This window comes from Pseudomonas guariconensis, from assembly GCF_024127895.1.
Classification (GTDB): Bacteria; Pseudomonadota; Gammaproteobacteria; order Pseudomonadales; family Pseudomonadaceae; genus Aquipseudomonas; species Aquipseudomonas guariconensis_B.
Window position 1 is genome coordinate 105,611 of sequence record NZ_JAMYBK010000008.1, and the last position, 18,893, is coordinate 124,503.

General features: G+C 64.8%; 21 protein-coding genes and 1 tRNA gene. 6 read left to right on the forward strand and 16 right to left on the reverse strand.

The genetic code is table 11. The features are described 5' to 3' along the window. Positions 1-46: 46 nt before the first annotated feature. From NJF35_RS11370 to NJF35_RS11385, 4 genes are read right to left on the reverse strand one after another with little or no spacing between them, the layout of a single operon-like run. On the reverse strand, positions 47-445 hold the full coding sequence (locus tag NJF35_RS11370; protein ID WP_225789197.1) for a PPC domain-containing DNA-binding protein: 399 nt from the start codon (positions 443-445) through the stop codon (positions 47-49). Then, the gene (locus NJF35_RS11375) at positions 442-993 is read right to left on the reverse strand and encodes a hypothetical protein (RefSeq protein ID WP_253091047.1); all 552 of its coding nucleotides are present in this window, start codon (positions 991-993) and stop codon (positions 442-444) included. The genes NJF35_RS11370 and NJF35_RS11375 overlap by 4 nt, the downstream gene beginning before the upstream one ends. Further along, positions 990-2,570, reverse strand: coding sequence for an acyl-CoA synthetase (locus NJF35_RS11380; protein ID WP_225789199.1), 1,581 nt, complete (start codon positions 2,568-2,570; stop codon positions 990-992). Before NJF35_RS11380 ends, NJF35_RS11375 begins: the two co-directional genes overlap by 4 nt. Next, the gene (locus tag NJF35_RS11385) at positions 2,570-3,736 is read right to left on the reverse strand and encodes an acetyl-CoA acetyltransferase (protein ID WP_225789200.1); all 1,167 of its coding nucleotides are present in this window, start codon (positions 3,734-3,736) and stop codon (positions 2,570-2,572) included. Before NJF35_RS11385 ends, NJF35_RS11380 begins: the two co-directional genes overlap by 1 nt. Positions 3,737-4,133: 397 nt before the next feature. Between NJF35_RS11385 and NJF35_RS11390 the strand changes: the two genes are divergently transcribed. From NJF35_RS11390 to NJF35_RS11400, 3 genes are read left to right on the forward strand one after another with little or no spacing between them, the layout of a single operon-like run. Then, positions 4,134-5,165 (forward strand): TRAP transporter substrate-binding protein, encoded by a 1,032-nt coding sequence (locus NJF35_RS11390; protein ID WP_225789201.1) that lies wholly within the window; start codon positions 4,134-4,136, stop codon positions 5,163-5,165. Continuing rightward, positions 5,162-7,045: a TRAP transporter large permease subunit gene (locus tag NJF35_RS11395; RefSeq protein WP_225789202.1), complete on the forward strand. Its 1,884-nt coding sequence runs from the start codon at positions 5,162-5,164 to the stop codon at positions 7,043-7,045. Before NJF35_RS11390 ends, NJF35_RS11395 begins: the two co-directional genes overlap by 4 nt. A 12-nt stretch (positions 7,046-7,057) precedes the next feature. Continuing rightward, positions 7,058-7,849 carry an SDR family NAD(P)-dependent oxidoreductase gene (locus tag NJF35_RS11400; protein ID WP_225789203.1) on the forward strand — a complete coding sequence of 264 codons (792 nt, stop codon included), beginning with the start codon at positions 7,058-7,060 and terminating at the stop codon, positions 7,847-7,849. A gap of 140 nt (positions 7,850-7,989) precedes the next feature. Here the strand turns inward: NJF35_RS11400 and NJF35_RS11405 are convergent, their stop codons facing one another. Then, on the reverse strand, positions 7,990-8,913 hold the full coding sequence (locus tag NJF35_RS11405; RefSeq protein WP_225789204.1) for a LysR family transcriptional regulator: 924 nt from the start codon (positions 8,911-8,913) through the stop codon (positions 7,990-7,992). 158 nt (positions 8,914-9,071) lie between these two features. Between NJF35_RS11405 and NJF35_RS11410 the strand changes: the two genes are divergently transcribed. Both NJF35_RS11410 and NJF35_RS11415 read left to right on the forward strand, forming a co-directional pair. Next, the gene (locus tag NJF35_RS11410) at positions 9,072-10,118 is read left to right on the forward strand and encodes a sigma-54-dependent Fis family transcriptional regulator (protein ID WP_225789205.1); all 1,047 of its coding nucleotides are present in this window, start codon (positions 9,072-9,074) and stop codon (positions 10,116-10,118) included. A gap of 84 nt (positions 10,119-10,202) precedes the next feature. Further along, entirely contained in the window at positions 10,203-10,985 is a 783-nt protein-coding gene (locus NJF35_RS11415) for an SDR family NAD(P)-dependent oxidoreductase (protein WP_225789206.1), read from the forward strand. Positions 10,986-11,018: 33 nt separating this feature from the next. On the opposite strand, the gene NJF35_RS11420 is transcribed toward NJF35_RS11415, so the two are convergent. The 8 genes from NJF35_RS11420 to NJF35_RS11455 all read right to left on the reverse strand — a co-directional run bounded on the left by NJF35_RS11420 (position 11,019) and on the right by NJF35_RS11455 (position 16,877). Next, a complete protein-coding gene (locus NJF35_RS11420; RefSeq protein WP_225789207.1) occupies positions 11,019-11,981 on the reverse strand; it encodes a glutathione S-transferase family protein in 963 nt (320 codons plus the stop codon). A gap of 96 nt (positions 11,982-12,077) precedes the next feature. Continuing rightward, positions 12,078-13,061: a glycosyl transferase family protein gene (locus NJF35_RS11425; protein WP_225789244.1), complete on the reverse strand. Its 984-nt coding sequence runs from the start codon at positions 13,059-13,061 to the stop codon at positions 12,078-12,080. 14 nt (positions 13,062-13,075) lie between these two features. Further along, entirely contained in the window at positions 13,076-13,411 is a 336-nt protein-coding gene (locus tag NJF35_RS11430; RefSeq protein ID WP_225789208.1) for a TusE/DsrC/DsvC family sulfur relay protein, read from the reverse strand. After that, positions 13,408-13,704 carry a sulfurtransferase complex subunit TusB gene (gene tusB, locus NJF35_RS11435; protein ID WP_225789209.1) on the reverse strand — a complete coding sequence of 99 codons (297 nt, stop codon included), beginning with the start codon at positions 13,702-13,704 and terminating at the stop codon, positions 13,408-13,410. The genes NJF35_RS11430 and tusB overlap by 4 nt, the downstream gene beginning before the upstream one ends. Further along, positions 13,704-14,063, reverse strand: coding sequence for a sulfurtransferase complex subunit TusC (gene tusC, locus NJF35_RS11440; protein WP_253091048.1), 360 nt, complete (start codon positions 14,061-14,063; stop codon positions 13,704-13,706). Before tusC ends, tusB begins: the two co-directional genes overlap by 1 nt. A gap of 1 nt (position 14,064) precedes the next feature. Beyond that, on the reverse strand, positions 14,065-14,457 hold the full coding sequence (tusD, locus tag NJF35_RS11445) for a sulfurtransferase complex subunit TusD (RefSeq protein WP_225789211.1): 393 nt from the start codon (positions 14,455-14,457) through the stop codon (positions 14,065-14,067). 91 nt (positions 14,458-14,548) lie between these two features. Then, the gene (locus tag NJF35_RS11450; RefSeq protein WP_225789212.1) at positions 14,549-15,928 is read right to left on the reverse strand and encodes a nucleobase:cation symporter-2 family protein; all 1,380 of its coding nucleotides are present in this window, start codon (positions 15,926-15,928) and stop codon (positions 14,549-14,551) included. A 277-nt stretch (positions 15,929-16,205) separates the two neighbouring features. Continuing rightward, positions 16,206-16,877, reverse strand: a complete 672-nt coding sequence (locus tag NJF35_RS11455; RefSeq protein WP_225789213.1) for a Bax inhibitor-1/YccA family protein — start codon at positions 16,875-16,877, stop codon at positions 16,206-16,208. Positions 16,878-17,001: 124 nt separating this feature from the next. Between NJF35_RS11455 and NJF35_RS11460 the strand changes: the two genes are divergently transcribed. After that, a tRNA-Ser gene (locus tag NJF35_RS11460) sits at positions 17,002-17,089 on the forward strand. A 111-nt stretch (positions 17,090-17,200) separates the two neighbouring features. Here the strand turns inward: NJF35_RS11460 and NJF35_RS11465 are convergent. From NJF35_RS11465 to NJF35_RS11475, 3 genes are read right to left on the reverse strand one after another with little or no spacing between them, the layout of a single operon-like run. Continuing rightward, on the reverse strand, positions 17,201-18,262 hold the full coding sequence (locus tag NJF35_RS11465) for a tyrosine-type recombinase/integrase (RefSeq protein WP_253091049.1): 1,062 nt from the start codon (positions 18,260-18,262) through the stop codon (positions 17,201-17,203). Between the two features lies 1 nt (position 18,263). Next, positions 18,264-18,506: a DUF4224 domain-containing protein gene (locus tag NJF35_RS11470; protein WP_253091050.1), complete on the reverse strand. Its 243-nt coding sequence runs from the start codon at positions 18,504-18,506 to the stop codon at positions 18,264-18,266. A gap of 39 nt (positions 18,507-18,545) precedes the next feature. Next, on the reverse strand, positions 18,546-18,869 hold the full coding sequence (locus NJF35_RS11475) for a hypothetical protein (RefSeq protein WP_253080872.1): 324 nt from the start codon (positions 18,867-18,869) through the stop codon (positions 18,546-18,548). Positions 18,870-18,893: the final 24 nt, after the last annotated feature.

Genomic DNA, 18,893 nt, shown 5'->3' on the forward strand with positions numbered 1-18,893 from the left:
AGGGGGCTGGACGCGCTGGCGCCCAGGGTGTGACGTTGGGTAGGGGTCAGTCAGGCAGCCATTCCTGAAGGGTCAGTTCGACGGTGATGAACGATAGGTTGCGGCCTCTTTGCAGCCGGCCGGCGAAGATATTGCCATCGGCATCGGCAACCACCGCCTGCAGGCGGCTTTCACCGGCTGCGATCTCGCCGCTGAGGCTGAGGATTTCCACCCCCGGCCCAGGCACATGGATAGCCTGCATGCCGTTGTGGCCCAGGTAGTGCAACTGGGCGTCGATCAGGCTGCCCAGGCCGCCGCGGACCACGGCCAGGCGGATGCCGTGGCTTGCGCACAGGGCTTCGGCACTGTCGATGATGTCTTCGTTGGGCTTGAGTCGGGCCACCACCAGGCGGCCCAGGCGGCCGCTCTGTACCTGGGACTCGGTTTGGCTCGCTGCAAGGTTCATGAGGCCTCCTGGAACACCGGGTGGAGCAGGTTGAAGTGGGTTTCCGCGTCGGGCTGTACCTGGTAGGCGACCTGCTCGAACAGGCACAGGCGCAGCACCAGGGGGTCGCTGCCGACCACCAGCCGGTCGAGCACCAAATGGCCGCCGTGTTGCTGGCCGTGGCGGTCGATGAAGCCGGCGTGGCAGTGCAGCAAGGGGGCGCCGCGGGCATCTCGACCCACGGTCAGTGCACCGCTGATGAAGGTGATGCAGCCGTCCAGCTCCACCGGGCGGCCATAATCGTACGGGCGTTGTGTGTCGCGGGTAGTGACCATGCGGTGATAGCTCAACCGCGCCGCGGTACCACACAGGATGCGCCCCACCGCGCTGCGGTAGCTGTGCCCGCTGAGGGCCTCGAGCAAGGCCGAGGCGACGTTGCAGGCCTGTGGCAGGACGATGCGCAGTTCCTCGCAATCGGCCACTTCGCAGTCCAGCAAGCGCGGCTGCTTGGGTTGGCCGCTGTGAATGAAATGGCGCACGCCGGCGTGCTGTTCGAAGTGCGGGGTCATAGGGCAGGCTCCTCGCAGGCATCGAGCAGGGCGCGGATCTGCTTCTTGACGATCTTGCCGTAGCCCGATTTGGGCATGGTTTTCCAGCGCACGAAGCGCTTGGGCCATTTGTAGCGGGCCAGGCGCGGCTCCAGGTGAGCCAGCAACTGTTCGTCACTGACCTGCTCGGTGGTGACGATCACCGCGCAACCGCACTCGCCCCATTTTTCGTCCGGCAGGCCGAGCACCGCCACTTCGTTGACCGCCGGATGGGTCAGCAGTGCTTCCTCGATCTCGCGTGGGTAGACGTTCGAGCCGCCGGAGATGTACATGTCCGAGGCGCGCCCGGTGATGAACAGGTAACCCTGCTCGTCGACATGGCCCAGGTCGCCGGTGTGGAACCAACCATGGCGAAAGCAGGCGGCGTTGGCCTGCGGGTTGTCGTAGTAGCCGGCGAACACCGCCGGGCCGCGCACGCAGATCTCGCCATCGCTGCCAGTGGGCAGTTCGTTGCCCTGCTCGTCGAGGATCGCCACCTGCATACCGGTGCGCGGGTAACCGCAGGAGCCGACCTTGGCCCATGGGCTGTCCTCGGCATCGTGGCAGTCGGCGGGCAGCACGGTGATATTGCCCGTCACCTCGCCCAGCCCGTAGTACTGCACCAGCACCTTGCCCAAGGTGCGCAGGGCGTGGCACTGGTCGGCGCGGTACATGGGCGCGCCAGCGTAGATGACATAGCGCAGGCTGCTGTGATCATGGCGAGCGACCGCTTCATCCTCGGTGAGCATCTTGACGATGGTCGGCACGGTGAACAGGTTGTCGACCTTGTGTCGTTCCACCAGCCGCCAGGCCTCGTCGCAGTCCAGCCGGTCGCTGGAAGGCAGGATGCAGGCAGCGCCGCGGGCGACGTTGACCAGCGCGTGGATACCGGCGCCATGCGACAGCGGTGCCAGCACCAGCGAGCGGGATCGCTGGGTGAGGCCCGGCATGAGGTCGGCGAGGTGGTTGTTGACCACGAATGCCATCTGCCCGTGGGTCAGCACGCCAGCCTTGGGGTGGCCCGTGGTGCCTGAGGTGTAGAAGAACCACAGTGGGTCGTGATAGAGCACCTCGGCCGGGCGGAAGCTGGGCTGCAGCGCTGCGCCCTGGTCGAGCAGTTGGTCGTAGCCCAGCTCACCCGTGCGCGGCGTGCCGATGGCGATCACCAGGCGCAACGCCGCCGAGGCTTCGCGAACGGCGTCCACGTAGTGGGCGAAGCCTTCGTCGTAGAGCATCGCCACCGCGCCGCTGGAACTGCCCAGGTAGGCCGCCTCGGGCGGTGTGATGCGCACATTGGTCGGTACCCAGACCATGCCCAGGCGGAAGGCGACCCAGGCGCTCTCGAACAATTGCAGGTTGTTGCGCGAATGCACCAGCAGGCGGTCGCCCTTGCCCAGCCCCTTGGCGCGCAGCGCAGCGGCCACGCTGTCGACACGGTTGAGCAATTGGCGCCAGCTGTAGCGTTGGTGGCCGCGAATGAACCCCGGTTCGTCGGGTAGCCGGCGGGCAGTTTGCGCCAGCAGTTCACCGAGGTTCATGACGTTGTCGATACCGGTCATCACACAGCCTCCAGAATGCTCACGTAGTTGGTGACAGCAGCGCCGCCCATGTTGAACACACCAGCACGGTCGGCACGGGACAGTTGCATATCGCCGGCTTGGCCGCTGAGCTGCATGGCGGCCATCACGTGCATCGACACGCCGGTGGCCCCGATCGGGTGGCCCTTGGACTTGAGCCCGCCCGACGGGTTGATCGGCAGGCGGCCGTCCTTGTGGCTGATACCTTCCTTGATCACCCGCGCACCCTGGCCAGGCTCGGCCAGGCCCATGGCCTCGTACTCGAGCAGCTCGGCGATGGTGAAGCAATCGTGGGTCTCCACCAGCGACAGGTCGGCCAGGGTCATCCCGGCCTGGGCCAGGGCTTGCCGCCAGGCGCGTGCGGCGCCCTCGAACACGGTAGGGTCGCGGCGCGACAGCGGCAGGTAGTCGTTGACTTGCACCGCGGCCCGGAAGCGCACGGTGTTGCGCTGGCTATCGCCCAGGTCGGCACGGCTGACCACCAGCGCCGCAGCGCCGTCGGTGATCAGCGAGCAGTCGCTGCGCTTGAGTGGGCCGGCGACGAAGGGGTTTTTCTCCGAGGGTGTGCGGCAAAAGTCGAAGCCCAAGTCGCGGCGCATGTGGGCGAAGGCATTGAGTGCGCCATTGGCGTGGTTTTTCGCCGCGATCATGGCCAGGGCGTCGGACTGGTCGCCATGGCGGGCGAAATAGGCGCTGGCGATGTTGCCGAACACGCCGGCGAAGCCGTTTTCGATCTGCGCTTCTTCGCGCGCATAGCAGCACTTGAGGAGGATGCGACCGACCTCCGCAGTCGGCAGGCCGTTCATCTTCTCGAAGCCCACCACCAGGGCATGCCGGGAGTGGCCGCTGAGCACCGCCTGCAGCGCCGAATGGATCGCCGCCGAACCTGTGGAACAGGCGTTCTCCAGGCGTACCGACGGGGTGAAACGCAGCGCTGGCAGGTGATTGGCCAGCAGTGCGGAGGGGAAGTCCTGGTAGAGCAGGCCGGCGTTGAAGTGGCCGACGTGGACCGAGTCGATCTGCTCGGCCTCGAGCCCCGCATGGCTGAGCGCGCCGATGGCGGCGTCGGCCATCATCTGCTCGGGGTCGATCTCGGGGAACTTGCCGAAGGGGGAGTGGTACCAGCCGCGGATGACGGGCGAATCCATGAGGTGCGTCCTCGCTTGATGTGGTTTGCGAGGTCGATAGCAAGGGCGGTGCCAAGGTCCGGGCAGGCCTCTGGCGTGCGGCTTTGCCGCCAACCCAGGGGTTCGCACGGTAGCCCTGGGCATCGAACAGGTGTCGCCTTTGCCGAGCAGGCGACAGTTCAGGGAGACACCTGTCACTTCCCGTCGGCACATCGGGTGTCAAGCCAGCGGTGCGCTCGCCAGCCGCAGATAAATAAATTCTTTCGTCAAAACATAGGCTTGAATGAATCCTGGCATATTCGGCGACAGGCATGGCCGCACCTTGCAAAGGGGTGGCACTCGTATTGCTAACAACAACGTCACCGTCGCCGTATTCCAGCAACTCGATCAATAAGAACAACTAGGTCAGGAGAGCTTCATGAGCGATTTCACCCGCCGTTCCTTCATCAAGACGGCCTCCATGGCATCGGCCGCCGTCGCTGCCGCCGGTCTGGGCCTGTACAGCGGCAGCAGCCGCGCCGCGGACTTCAAGTTGAAGTTCGCCAACAACCTGCCGATCAGCCACCCGATGAACATCCGCGCCCGGGAGATGGCCAAGGCCATCAAGGAAGAAACCAACGGCGCCCTCAGCGTGCAGGTGTTTCCCAGCAGCCAGTTGGGCAGCGACACCGACACCCTGGCCCAGGTGCGTTCCGGCGCGGTCGACCTGTTCTCGCTGTCGCCAGTGATTCTTGGCACGTTGGTGCCTTCGGTACAGATCAGCGCGGTGGGTTTTGCCTTCAAGGACTATTCACAGGTGTGGAGCGCCATGGACGGCGCGCTGGGCGCCCATGTGCGCAATGAAATCGCCAAGACCGGCACGCTGTTCGCCTACGAACGCATGTGGGACAACGGCTTCCGGGTCACCACTACCAGTACCCGGCCGGTGGCCACCCCCGACGACCTGCGTGCGATGAAGCTGCGCGTGCCGCCCAGCCCGATCATCATGTCGATTTTCCGTGCCCTGGACGCCGCGCCGACCAGCATCAACTTCGCTGAAGTCTACTCGGCCTTGCAGACGCGCATCGTCGAGGGGCAGGAAAACCCGTTGACCCTGGTGGCTTCGGCCAAGCTCTACGAAGTGCAGAAGTACTGTTCGTTGACCAACCATGTCTGGGACGGTTTCTGGATGCTTGGCAACAGCGCCTCCATCGGCCGCCTGCCGGCCGAGCTCCAGGCGGTGCTGCGCAAGCACATCGACGCGGCGGTGCTGGCCCAGCGCGAAGACCTCGCCAAGCTCGAAGGCAGCACCCGCGATACCCTCAAGGCACAAGGCCTGGAGCTGGTCGAAGCACCAGCCGAACCGTTCCGCGAGAAGTTGCGCAACGGTAACTACTACGCGCACTGGCACGAAAAGTTCGGCGATGAAGCCTGGGCCATTCTCGAGCAGTTCTCCGGGAAGCTGGCATGATGAGCGCCCCAGCGGTCACGGCCTCCAACCTTCCACAGCGCCTGCCGGCCCGGGTGCTGATCCGCTTGAACACCTGGACCATGCGCGTGGTCGGGGTGATCGCCGTCGCCTTGATGGTGATAGAGACCTTGGTGCTGCTGGCGGGTGTTATCGCGCGCTATGTGCTGCACAGCCCGTTGATCTGGTCCGATGAGCTGGCGTCGTCGCTGTTCATCTGGTTGTCGATGTTCGGCGCGGTGCTGGCGCTGGACCGCGGCGAGCACATGCGTATGTCGGCGGTGGTCAACAAGCTGCCCGCTGCCTGGCGCGGCTTCAGTGAAACTTTGTCGGCGCTGATCGTCTGTCTGTTCGTGGCGCTGATCATCTCGCCCGCCATGCAGCATTCCCATGAACAGATGTGGATCACCACGCCGGCCTTGGGCATTCCCGATGGCGTGCGCGCGGCGGCGCTGCCGGTGGGCGCGGTGCTCATGCTGCTGGCGGCGGTGGCGCGCATGGCGCGTTACTCGACCGTGCGCCAGTTCATGGCCGGGTTGGGCGTGGTGGCGGTGGTGGCAGGCGTGCTGTGGTTGGCACAGCCGCTGCTGGAGCAGATGGGCAACTACAACCTGGTGGTGTTCTTCCTGGTGCTGCTGGGCGCTTGCGTGTTCGGCGGCATCCCCATCGCCTTCGCCTTTGGCACCGCGACCATGGCCTACTTGGCCTTGGCGACCCATGCGCCATTGTCGATCGTGGTCGGACGCATGGATGAAGGCATGTCGCACATGGTGCTGTTGGCGGTACCGCTGTTCGTGCTGCTGGGCGTGGTGCTGCAGCTCTCCGGCATGGCGCGTACCCTGATCGACTTCATGGCCTCGCTGCTCGGGCATGTGCGCGGTGGCCTGCAGTATGTGTTGCTGGGTGCGATGTTCCTGGTCTCCGGTATTTCTGGTTCCAAGGTGGCCGACATGGCGGCTGTGGCGCCAGCGTTGTTCCCGGAGATGAAACGCCGCGGGTCCAAGCCCGAGGAACTGGCGGCGCTACTGTCGGCTACCGGGGCGATGACCGAGACCATTCCGCCGAGCCTGGTGCTGATCACCATTGGTGCGGTCTGCAGTGTGTCGATCACCGCGCTGTTCATCGGTGGGTTGATGCCGGCGGTGGTCGCCACCGTGGCCATCGCGGTGGTGTGTTGGTGGCGCTCGCGCAAGGAGCAGGGGCCCAGGATCGAACGCGCGCCGCTGTCGCGTGTGGGCAAGACTTTCCTGATCGCCTTGCCGGCGCTGGCCCTGCCATTGCTGATTCGCGTCGCTGTGCTGGAGGGCGCGGCCACCGCCACCGAGGTATCGACCATCGGCGTGGCCTACGTGGTACTGGTCGGCCTGGCGATGCACCTGTTCATGCGCCATATCGAGTGGCGCAGGCTGTACCCGATGCTGCTCGAGGCTGCGGCGTTGTCCGGGGCCATCCTGCTGATCATCGGCATGGCCTCGGCCATGGCCTGGGCGCTGACCCAGTCGGGCTTCTCCAATTCGCTGGTCGAGCTGATCGAGGAGATCCCTGGCGGCACCTTGGGCTTCATGTTCGTCACCATCATTGTGTTCCTGGTGCTGGGCAGTGTGCTCGAAGGCATCCCGGCCATCGTGCTGTTCGGCCCGTTGATGTTCCCGCTGGCCGAAATGCTCGGCATCCACCCGGTGCACTACGCCATGGTGGTGATCCTGGCCATGGGTGTGGGGCTGTTCGCACCACCGCTGGGGGTGGGCTTCTATGCCGCTTGCGCCATCAGCAAGACATCGTCCGATCATGTCATTCGCAGGGTCTGGGGCTATCTGGGGGCCTTGCTGGTGGCCCTGGTGATCGTCGCCTGTTTCCCGTGGATTTCCATTGGTTTCCTCTAAGAGAGTCCTATCATGAGCCAAGCTGCGACAACCACAATCAACTGGCCGGCCGAGGGCCGGGTAGCCCTGGTGACCGGGGCGGCGATGGGCATCGGCGCGGCCATCGCCGAGCGCCTGGGGCACGATGGCCACACCGTGGTAGTGGCCGATATCAACCTGGCGGCAGCCGAAGAAACGGCGGCGGGGCTGCAGGCCCAGGGCATCGATGCCCTGGCCATGGTCATCGACATCGGTGACCCGCAATCCATCGCTGTGTTGTTCGACACCCTGCGTACGCGCTGCGGGCGTTGCGATGTACTGGTCAACAATGCCGGTGTCGCCCGCACCCAGGCGTTTCTGGAGACCGACCTGGAGGGCTGGCAGCGGGTGATGAACATCAACCTGACCGGCACCTTGTTGTGCAGCCAGCAGGCGGCCCTGCTGATGCGCGAGCAAGGCTGGGGGAGGGTGATCAATGTCGCCTCGATCAGTGGCATGCGCGCGAGCATGGGGCGTACCGCCTACGGCACGTCCAAGGCGGCGGTGATCGGCCTGACCCGGCAGATGGCCATCGAATTGGCCGAGCATGGCATCACCGTCAATGGCATTGCTCCAGGGCCGGTGGATACGCCGCTGACCCGAACCCTGCATTCGGCGGCCACGCGCGAGTCTTACGCCCGGGCGGTGCCGCTGCGCCGTTACGGAACGCCGGCGGAGATGGCGGGGGCGGTGGCCTTCCTGGCGTCGGAAGATGCCTCGTATATCAGCGGGCACGTGATCCCGGTGGATGGCGGGTTCATGGCTTCGGGGATCCTGGAGATCTGAGCTGAGCCACTGTAGGAGATTGCCCAGCCCTTTCGGTCCCTGTCCTCTGCGCGACAGCGTAGCCCGAAGGGCTGGGTGATCTCCCACAGGAACCGTTGCGACGATAGTTTTTTCTAAGAATCCCTATTGCCCACTCACGGTCAATGTTCGAGCGCCCGCCGTGCGTCGTCCTCCTGTGTCGCCTGCTCCCCAGCCTGCCGCGCCGTTTCCACGAATGTGGCAATGCACGGGTTGTGGTTATCCGCCTTCCACACCGCCACCACTTCGATCACCGGCGCATCACGCAGTGGCCGGAAGGTCGTGCTGGCCAGGCGCATGTTGCGCATCGAGCGCGGCACTATCGCCACCCCCAGGCCTTCGCCCACCAGGTTGACGATGGTCTGCTGCATGTTGATCTCCATGCCGATGTTCGGCGTCACGCCGTGCTGCAGGCAGTAACCGCAGATCATGTCGTGCAGGGCCGGGGCGATGCGCCGAGGAACGATGATGAAGCTCTCGCCCGCCAGGTCACGGGGCTCGACCATCGCCCGCTGGGCCAGGCGATGGGCCGGTGGCAAGACCAGGGTCATTTCCTCGCGGTACAGGGTCATGGTCTCCAGCCCCGAACAGTCCTGGGGGCGGTACATGATCGCGACGTCCTTGTTGCCACTGCTGATGTCCTGGGCCAGGTCCAGCGGCAGGGTTTCGGTCAGTTTCAGGTCGACCTGCGGATACAGCGCCGCGTAGCGCCGGGTGATGGCCGGGGTGATGCTGTAGGCGGTGGACATCATGAAACCGACCGACAGAGCCCCGGCCGCACCGCGGGCTGCGGCGAGGGCGTTGCGTTTGGCCTGCTCGAAGGCGGCGAACACCGTGCCGGTGTCCAGGTAGAAGCGCTGCCCGGCTTCGGTCAGTTCCACGCGCCGGCGCGAACGATCGAACAGCTTGACCCCAAGCTCCTCTTCCAGCAGGGCGATCTGCCGCGACAGCGGTGGCTGGGAAATGTGCAGGCGTTCTGCGGCACGGCCGAAGTGCAGGGTCTCGGCCAGGGTACGGAAGTACTGCAGGTGGCGGAGTTCGATCATGATGCTCGCAAAGGTATCAATGGATGCTTGATTATGTATTGGAAAATATAAGTGAGCCTCCCTAATGTGCAAGTGCAACACCCCATCGGCTTCGGCAACGCCATAAGCGTTGCCCGTCGACATAGTCACGAGCTATAGAACAACAAAAGGTGACGCTGATGCCCTCGCTGACCGAACCTGCTGTGCTTGCTCCCACCCCCGTAGTGCCCGAAACCGATATTGCCCATGACAGCGACCCTCAGGTACGCCAGGCCTTTCGCCGTGCGCTGCGCCTGATGGAGCGCGGCATCGCCGTGTTGATCCGCGGCGAAACTGGCACCGGCAAGGAAATTCTTGCCCGCGCCCTGCATGCCCACAGCCAGCGCCGTGCCGCGCAACTGGTGGCGCTCAACTGTGCGTCGATCCCGCAAACCCTGATCGAGAGCGAGCTGTTCGGCTATACCCGCGGCGCTTTCTCCGGGGCGCTGCCTGGCGGCAAGAAGGGCAAGGTGCAACAGGCCGACGGCGGTACGCTGTTTCTCGATGAGATCGGTGACATGCCCTACGAGCAGCAGACCCGCCTGCTGCGGGTGATCGCCGAGCGCGAGGTCACCCCGTTGGGCGGCGAGCGCAGCCTGCCGGTGAACTTCGCGCTGGTCTGTGCGACTCACCAGGACCTTGCGGCCCGGGTCGCCGATGGCAGCTTCCGCGAGGACCTGTTCTATCGTATCGCCACCGGCGTCGTGCACTTGCCGCCGTTGCGCGAGCGCAGCGACCGTGGCGAGTTGTTGTGCAACATGGTCGCCCACGAGTTGCCCGGCCGCGATCCACGCCAGGTGATCAGCGCTGAAGCATGGTCGTTGCTGTTGAGCCATGCCTGGCCCGGCAACCTGCGGCAGATGCGCGCCGTGGTGCGCTACGCCTGCGCGGTGATGGAAGGCACGCGAATCCAGCGTGGCGACCTGCCGGTAGATTTCCTGGCGCAACTGGGCGGCACTGCCATCGTGCCCCGGCCAGCGCTGCCGAACGTCACGCCAATCCGCCCGCAGCGCTCGGGCGACGAGCGTGCCAGCGTGCTCGAGGTGCTGCAGGCCTGTCGTTGGAACATGTCTGCCGCGGCCCGTGAGCTGGGTATCTGCCGGCCGTCGTTATATCGGGTATTGCGACGCCTGGATATCCCGCCGCTCAAGGAGCAATTGGCACTCGGTGCCTGCCGCAGCGCCTGATCCATCGTTATCGCTGTTTTTACATCATGCCCCCTGGGATGCAGGGGGTGGGCCTGGCTTCGTCCACATCAAGGGAAAACAACTATGAATGCCCCTGTTGTCTATGCACCTCTGAACTTCACCTTGGCCAACCGCACCGCGCTGGTCACTGGTGCTGCGCGCGGCATCGGCTACGCCATCGCCGTGGCGCTTGGCCACTGCGGTGCGCGGGTGGCCCTGGCCGACCTCGACCCGGAAGCCGTCGAGCGTGCCGCCGGCCTATTGCGTGAACAAGGTATCCAGGCGCTTGGATTGGGTGTGGATGTGGCCGACGAGGAGCAGGTGCGGGCCATGGTCGATCAGGTCGAGCGGCGCTTGGGCGGGGTCGATATCCTGGTCAACAACGCCGGCATCGTTTCCACTGCACCGCTGCTGGAGTTGACGACCGAGGAGTGGAACCGGGTCATGGCGATTGATCTCAATAGCGTGTTCTTCTGCGTCAAGGCGGTGCTGCCGGGGATGATGGCACGACGCGGCGGGCGCATCATCAACATTGCCTCGGTTGCCGGCAAGCGTGGCGGCGGGTTGTTGGGCAACAGCTGCTACGCGGCGGCCAAGGGCGCGGTGATTGCGCTGACCAAGGGCCTGGCGCGTGAGGCCGGGCCCTTCGATGTGACCGTCAATGCGGTTTCGCCAGCATTGACGGACACCGAGATGACCAGCGTGCTGGCGCCCCAGGCCCGGGCCCAGGTGCTGGCCCAGATGCCGCTGGGGCGCGCCGGCACGCCGCGAGACATTGCGGCGGCGGTGTGTTTCCTGTCATCGGCGGAGGCGGGATTCGTCACCGGCGAGATCATGGATGTGGATGGCGGCTTCATGCGCGATTGACGCGCGACAAGTCCTTCGGCCAGAACAGAAATTTCAACGACCCTGCCAGATACCACGGCCTGGCAGGCGCTCGCGGTCATGCGCCAGGTTGAAATCCTGCAGCGGCCCCTTGGGCACGATGCCGTTCGGGTTGATGGTCTTGTGGCTCATGTAGTAGTGCTTCTGGATATGCGCCATGTTCACCGTTGCCGCCACCCCTGGCCACTGATACAGCTCGCGCAACCAGTTGGACAGGTTCGGGTGGTCGGCGAGCCGGCGCAGGTTGCACTTGAAGTGGCCGTGGTACACCGCGTCGAAGCGCACCAGGGTGGTGAACAGGCGTACATCGGCCTCGGTCAGGTACTCGCCAGCCAGGTAACGCTGGCGGCTTAGCAGCTGTTCCAGATGATCCAACTCGTTGAACACGTCGTCGAACGCGGCCTCGTAGGCCTCCTGTGTCGTGGCGAAGCCCGCACGGTAGACGCCGTTGTTCACCGCCGGGTAGATACGTTCGTTGAGCGTATCGATGGTCGCACGCAGCGGCTCGGGGTAGAGGTCCAGGCGGTTGCCGGTCAGTTCGTCGAAGGCACTGTTGAAGATGCGGATGATCTCGGCCGACTCGTTGTTGACGATACGCTGTTCCTGCTTGTCCCACAGCACCGGTACGGTCACGCGCCCGGTATAGTGCGGGTCGTCCTGGGTATAGCGCTGGTGCAGGTACTGGAGGTCGTCCAGCTGATCGCCCGTGGAGCCCTGTTGCTGGTCGAAGGTCCAGCCTTGCTCGCCCATCAACCAACTGACCACCGACACGTCGATCAGCGGCTCCAGGCCCTTGAGGGCGCGAAAGATCAGGGTGCGGTGCGCCCAGGGGCAGGCCAGCGACACATACAGGTGGTAGCGCCCGGCTTCGGCGGCGGGCAGCGGGTTGCGGCGCTGGGCATTCTCGCGCTGGAAGGCGCCGTCCTTGCTGTTCTGGTACCACTGGTCATGCCAGCGGCCGTCGATCAAAAGGCCCATGGTGAGCTCCTCGGAACACAATCGTTGGTCGTTGGAGCCCAGTCTAGGCAAAAGCGTTCGAATGAATAGCGCAAAGACTGCACTGATCGGATCGAATTATTCGATGTTCTTGCGACCCGCCCAGTAGCCGCGAGCCGTCTCGAAGGCCGTTTCACGCTCCTGGCCAAGCCCGCGCAGGGCCAGGGCCATGGTCGCCACCACGGCCAACTCGCCGTAGCTGTCCCCGGCCTCGCCGCGCCATACCGTCAGCAGGTGCTCCGGCTGCAGGCTGGCCGGCTTGACATGCCGCTGGGCGCTCAGCGCTGGCCATTCCTCATCCCAGGCTTCGCCGCCCGTGGTGCCATAGAGATGACTGGCCACGTCCGGGTTGATCTCGATTTCGCCACCATCGCCCTTGATGACTACGCTATGGTCGCCGAGCAGGCGGCTGGCTTCGCGGTGCACCGCCTGGTAGCCAGGGTGGAAGATGCTCTGCAGGCCGCAGCGCGCATTCAGCGGGTTGAGCACCCGGGCCAGGGAGTGGATCGGCGAGCGCAGGCCGAGGGTGTTGCGCAGGTCGATCATCCGTTGCAGCGGCGGGGCCCAGTCCTGCAATGGAGCGAACGCCAGGCGGCGCTCGTCCAGGGCATTGGCCACCGACGGCCAGTCGCGGCACAGGGGGATCTCCAGCAGGGCCAGCAACTGCTCGGTGTACAGCCGCCCGGCGGTATGCGCGCCACCGCCGTGAAGGAGGATACGCACGCCGTTGCCGGCCAGGCACTTGGCCGCCAGCAGGTACCAGGGCAGGTGGCGCTTCTTGCCGGCGTAGCTGGGCCAGTCCAGGTCCACGGCGATATTCGGGGCTTGCAGCTGGGCACGCAGGGCCTCGGTGAAGCCGGCCAGCTCTTCGGCGCTTTCTTCCTTGTGCCGCAGGAGCATGAGGAAGGCGCCGAGCTGGGTATCCTCGACCTTGCCCTCCAGCAGCAGGGTCATGGCTGCGCGGGCTTCTTCACGGGTCAGGCCGCGGGCACCACGCTTGCCTTTGCCGAGGATGCGCACGAATTCGGCGAAGGGGTGCTCGGCCGGGGTTTCCAGGGTCAGCGGTCGGGGTTCGGTCATATGCAATTGGTCGGCTTGGGCAGGCCCGCCAGTTTGGCGGCGAGTTTGGCGGGCGTGCCGTTGAACAGGCGGTTCAGGTGTGGGCTGTTACCTTTCTCCGGGCCCAGCTTGAGCGCGGTGTACTTGATCAGCGGGCGGGTGGCCGGCGACAGCTGGTATTCCTCGTAGAACTGGCGCAGCAGCTCGAGGATTTCCCAGTGGGCCTCGGTCAGCGGGATATCTTCGCGCGCGGCCAGGGCCTCGGCGACATCGCGGGACCAGTCTTGCAGGTCGACCAGGAAGCCGTCCTTGTCCAGGGCGATCTGCCGATCGCCGACAGTCAGGGTGCTCATAGCCAGGTATTGACCTTGTCGTAGTGCAGTGACAACGCGACGAAGGCCGGGTAGTCCACGGCCTTGGCAAGTTCGCCGGTGAGGGCGCGAGCCTGCAGGTCCTCGTCGAGGGCGAACAGACGCTGGCCCAGGCCGGCCGCTTGCAGCCGACGATACGGCTCGCTGCCGGCACGCAGGGCGTACACGGCATCACCGCATAGCAACAGGGCGTCATCGACGCCAAGCAGGCGCAGGCAACTGGCCAGGCGATCATCGCCGAAGGGCGAGTGGCTGATTACATGAAGGGTCGTCATCAGAGCGTCACCACCTGGTCGAAACGGGCAATCAAGGCCGACAGGGCCGCATCGTCCAGCACCTGCACCGGCAGCTCCAGGGCGCCGGCGTCCAGGCCGCGCTCGGCCAGGCTGTGGCCACAGGCGAACAGCTCCTCGACGCCGAACATCGGCAGCGCCTGGAGGTTGGCGGCGAGGTTCTTCTGTTGCAGCGCGGCGGGTTGCTGGCCGGCGGCGAGCTGGAACACGCCATCATCGAGGAACAGCATGCCCAGGGGCAGGTCGAAGGCGCCGCCGGCCAGGGCGATATCCAGCGCCTCGCGGGCGCACGGGCCATTCCAAGGCGCCTGGCGGCTGATGATCAGCAGGGACTTGGCCATCTCAATCGCCTCCGAAGCAGACCAGGCGGTCGGCGACCTGCGCCGCCTCGTGCAGTTGACCCAGGCCGGACAGCTCCCACGGTGCCGGCAGGTTCACCGCCGGACGCTGGTAGCGGTTGGCCTCGGCTTCGTCGAGCACGCCCCGGCGCAGGGCCGCGGCGATGCACACCACGGCGTCGAGCTGGTGGGCACTGATGAAGGTGCGCCATTGGGCCGCCACGTCCAGTTCGTCCTGGGGGGCGACGATGTTGGCCGAGGCGCTGTGCACCCCGTCCTGGTAGAAGAACAGGCGGGCAATCTCGTGCCCGCCGGCCAGCGCCGCCTCGGCGAAGCGCAGGGCGCGCCGCGAAGAGGGCGCATGGGCTGGGGAAAAGACCGCGATGGCGAATTTCATGGGAAGCTCGTGCAAAGGAATGCGGCCATGATAAAGCAAAAAAGCCCGCACCTGTGTGGGCGCGGGCTTTGCAGGCCAGGCGAGGGGACGATCAGGCCGCTTCCTTGCCCTCGGGCAGGAACCAGTTCAGCACCAGCGCGCAGATGCCGCCAGTGGCCACGCCCGACTCCAGCACATTGCGCAGGGCGGCCGGCATGTGTGCGAGGAATTCCGGCACCTGCGCGACACCCAGGCCCAGGGCCAGGGAAACGGCGATGATCAATAGCGCCCGGCGATCGAGGCGGGTGCTGGCCAGGATATTGATGCCCGAGGCCGCCACCGCGCCGAACATCACCATGGCCGCGCCGCCGAGCACCGGCTCGGGCACCGCCTGGATCACCCCGGCGACGCTGGGGAACAGGCCCAGCAGCACCAGCATGACAGCGATCCAGATACCGATGTGGCGGCTGGCGATGCCGGTCAGCTGGATGACGCCGTTGTTCTGGGCGAAGATCGAACTGGGGAAGGTATTGAACAACCCGGCCAGCAGCGAGTTGGCACCGTTGACCAGCACGCCGCCCTTGATCCGCTGCATCCACAGCGGGCCTTCGACTGGCTGGCGCGAGACCTTGCTGGTGGCCGTGACGTCGCCGATGGCCTCCAGCGACGTCACCAGGTAGATCACCAGCATCGGGATGAACAGCGCCCAAGAGAAGCCCAGGCCGAAGTGCAGCGGCACCGGCACCTGGAACAGCGCGGCCTCGTGCATGCCAGTGAAGTCCAGACGGCCCAGGTAGCCCGCCAGCGCGTAGCCCACGGCCAGGGCGATGACGATGGCACAGCTGCGCATCCACACCACCGGGATACGGTTGAGCACCACGATGATCGCCAGTACCACGCCCGACAGCAGCAGGTTCTCGCCGTTGGCGAAGGTGCCGTTGCCCATGGCGGCGAAGCCACCGCCCATGCTGATCAGGCCGACCTTGATCAGGGTCAGGCCGATCATCAGCACGACGATGCCGGTGACCAGCGGGGTGATCAGCCGCTTGATGAACGGCAGGATGCGCGAGACGCCCATTTCCACGAAGGAGCCCGCGATCACCACGCCGAAGATCGCCGCCATCACGCTTTCCACCGGCGTACCCTGCTTGACCATCAGCGCGCCACCGGCGATCAGCGGCCCGACGAAGTTGAAGCTGGTGCCCTGGACGATCAGCAGCCCCGCCCCGAACGGCCCGAAGCGCTTGCACTGGACGAAGGTGGCGATACCGGAGATCACCAGCGACATGGACACGATCAGGTTGGTGTCCCGTGGCGACACGCCCAGGGCCTGGCAGATCAGCAGGCCCGGCGTGACGATCGGCACGATGATCGCCAGCAGGTGCTGCAGCGCCGCCAGCAGCCCGATCAGCGGCCGCGGCTTGTCCTCCAGGCCAAGGACCAGTTCATTGGCAGGCGCCGCCGCGCCCGGCACGTGTTCGATGGAACTCATGGGAAAGCTGCCCCGGATGAAAAAAGGAGCGCATTCTACGGGGCTTGGAAGGTTAGGGGTAGAGGTACCCCGCTGCTGCGGGCAAGGACGCGATGGTTGGGGCCACCGCCAAGCAGACGGACCCCCGCTTAACTGTCCGCCCCGTGATGTGGTTTGCGGGAACCCTGTGGGAGCGGGCTTGCCCGCGATGGGCTGCAAAGCAGCCCCAGTGGGTTACAGCGCTTGGCCACTGACGAAAAAGCCCGCCGAAGCGGGCTTTTCTCGACAAGAACCGCGATCAGTCGTCGCGCCCCATGATGCCGAACAGCTGCAGCAGGCTGACGAACAGGTTGTAGATCGACACGTACAGGCTGATGGTCGCCATGATGTAGTTGCGTTCCCCGCCATGGATGATGGCGCTGGTCTGGAACAGGATGCACACCGACGAGAACAGCACGAAGCCGGCGCTGATCGCCAGTTGCAGGCCGCTGATCTGGAAGAAGAAGCTGGCCAGCACGGCACCCAGCAAAACGAAGAAGCCCGCGGTGATGAAGCCGCTGAGGAAGCTCATGTCCTTGCGGGTGATCAGCACGTAGGCCGACAGGCCGCCGAACACCAGGGCGGTCATGGCGAACGCCGAGCTGACCACTTCGGCACCGCCGCTCATGCCCAGGTAGCGGTTGAGGATAGGCCCGAGGATGAAGCCCATGAAGCCGGTGAGGGCGAAGGTGGAGAGCAGGCCCCAGGCCGAATCACGCAGCTTGGCGGTGAGGAAGAACAGTCCGTAGAAACCGATCAGCACGACGAAGATGTTCGGGTAGCCGACCCGCATCTGCTGGGCGATGAAGGCCATGACACCGCTGAAGGCGAGGGTGAGCGCCAGCAGGCTGTATGTGTTGCGCAGGACGCGGCTGACCTCCTGCTGCTCGACCTGCTGGCCGTGTTGTACGGCATAATCCTGTTCGCGCATGGCGACACTCCTGTGGTTTGAAACGTATGGTTGCAAGGAGCATATCAGAGCCGTCGTGGCCCGCGACACAGAGAGTTTGACAGCTTGTTTCATTACGGTATGATTGCGGCCGCAAAATCGTTCTGGAAGCGTGGCCGAGTGGTTTAAGGCAACGGTCTTGAAAACCGTCGATGGGCAACTATCCTAGAGTTCGAATCTCTACGCTTCCGCCACTTCTAAAGCCCTGATTATTCAGGGCTTTTTGCGTTTTTGAGGCATAGAAAACCTACCCATACGAATGGGGTTTGTAATGGTTTGATTTGTCAGCGCTGACAATACTTTGGCTATTTGGTGGGTTTCGCCAAGGCTCCAACTCGGCGATATACCCGCTCGGTGATGTCGCCTTTGGTGTGGCCCAGCAGAAGACTGGCGTGGTCGACGTCGGTGATTTCCGAAGCTGCTTTTGGGCGGATGTCGCGGAACTGGAACTGGCTGATTCGGCCTGCCAGCACCTGGTCGCCGGCAGCGACTGCCTCCTTAACCGCTTCCTCCCTGGCGTCGTCCCAGCGGCGGCGAAGCATCGGCGCCGTTACCCGTTTTCCGTTTTCGGTTAGGAGTAGGTACGGCGAGCTATGCGGCCTGTTCCGCTCCAGTATCTTCCTGATGAGCGCGCCCAGGCTGCTCTCCACGCCATCCACCTCGAGCATGATCCGCAGCTTCTTGTGGGTCTTCTTCTGTTTCACGCCAAGGGCATTGCCCTCGATGTCATCCCTCCTCATTACCAGCACGTCCGCCGGCCGCTGGCCTGTCAAATACGCCAAGTCCATGGCGTCCTTCAATTCGTCCACCGCTTTGGCATACACCGCGTTCCAGATCGCGTCATTGGCGTAGAAGTCCCGCGGCACCTCTTTGTTCTTGCGCACACCCTGACACGGGTTCTCGTTGGTGGTAAGCCCCCATTCCCGGGCGATGTTGAAAATGTGCGACAGGGTGGCGATCTCGCGATTCGCCCTGACCGGCGCTGTCCTGGCGTCGCGGTACTTCGCCACATGCGCAGGCGTAATCCCGTCGATTGGCGCCTTTTCGAAGTAATTGCGCAGCTGGCGTATCTCGGCCAGGTTGTCCTTCTGGGTGCGCGCCGCCTTCTTCGGGATGATGTCGCGCTCGTAGCGGTCGAAGATCGCACCCATGGTAACCAGGTCCTTCGGCTTTTCCTTCGCCTCCAGCTCGGCCCACTTCAGTCTCGCCAGGCTCAGGTCGGTGCCCAGCGGCACCGGTTTCCCTGACTTGTCGAGGTAGAAGTAGCTGATCCACTCCTTGCCAGGGTTTTTCTTGCTCTTGCTGGTGCGCTTGCGCCGGTACATGCCCGGCGGCAAGCCCCGATTCTCGGTCTTCCTTGGGCGCATTTCACCTCACCTTCGAAATGTCTGGTGTCCACGTTGGGGCGGCTGGCAGCGGTGGCTTCATCGGCACCACTTCAAGAGCCACGCCCAGCTTCATGCGAACGTAGTGGCGACCAACCAGTGGGCGCCCGCTTCGGGTTTCAACGAATACCCAGCCACGTTCTTCGAGCCAGCGGCGCTGGTAGCCCCTGGCCTTGTAGCCGGTCAGTTCGGCCAGCTCTTCGTCCGAAAGGATCTCGGTTTCCATGGGATGGTCTCCACGCCGCCGGTGGCGGCAGGTTGGTGGTCAGTCCAGTTGGTAGTAGACGTAGCAGTCGACGCCCTGGTCCTTGAGCGACCGGTACATGGCCTGCACGCCGACGTACCGACGGTTGCCGATTCCTGCGAACGGCACTGACAGGTGCAGGCCTCGCGGGTGATAGGTGCTGGCCGGGTAGACCTCGCCAGGCAGGCCTTTGATCTGGCTGGCGCGCAGACCGCGCAGGGGGATGACAACCCGGTCCAGGTTGGCGCTGCCCCCATCATCGGTGCACGCAGCGGCTGCGGCCTTGCCTGCCTCAGTCGCGATCCGGATCTTTGCAGGCAGGCTGGCAAGCTCTTCTTTCGTCATGGCAATAGCTCTCCATGCCCGTGC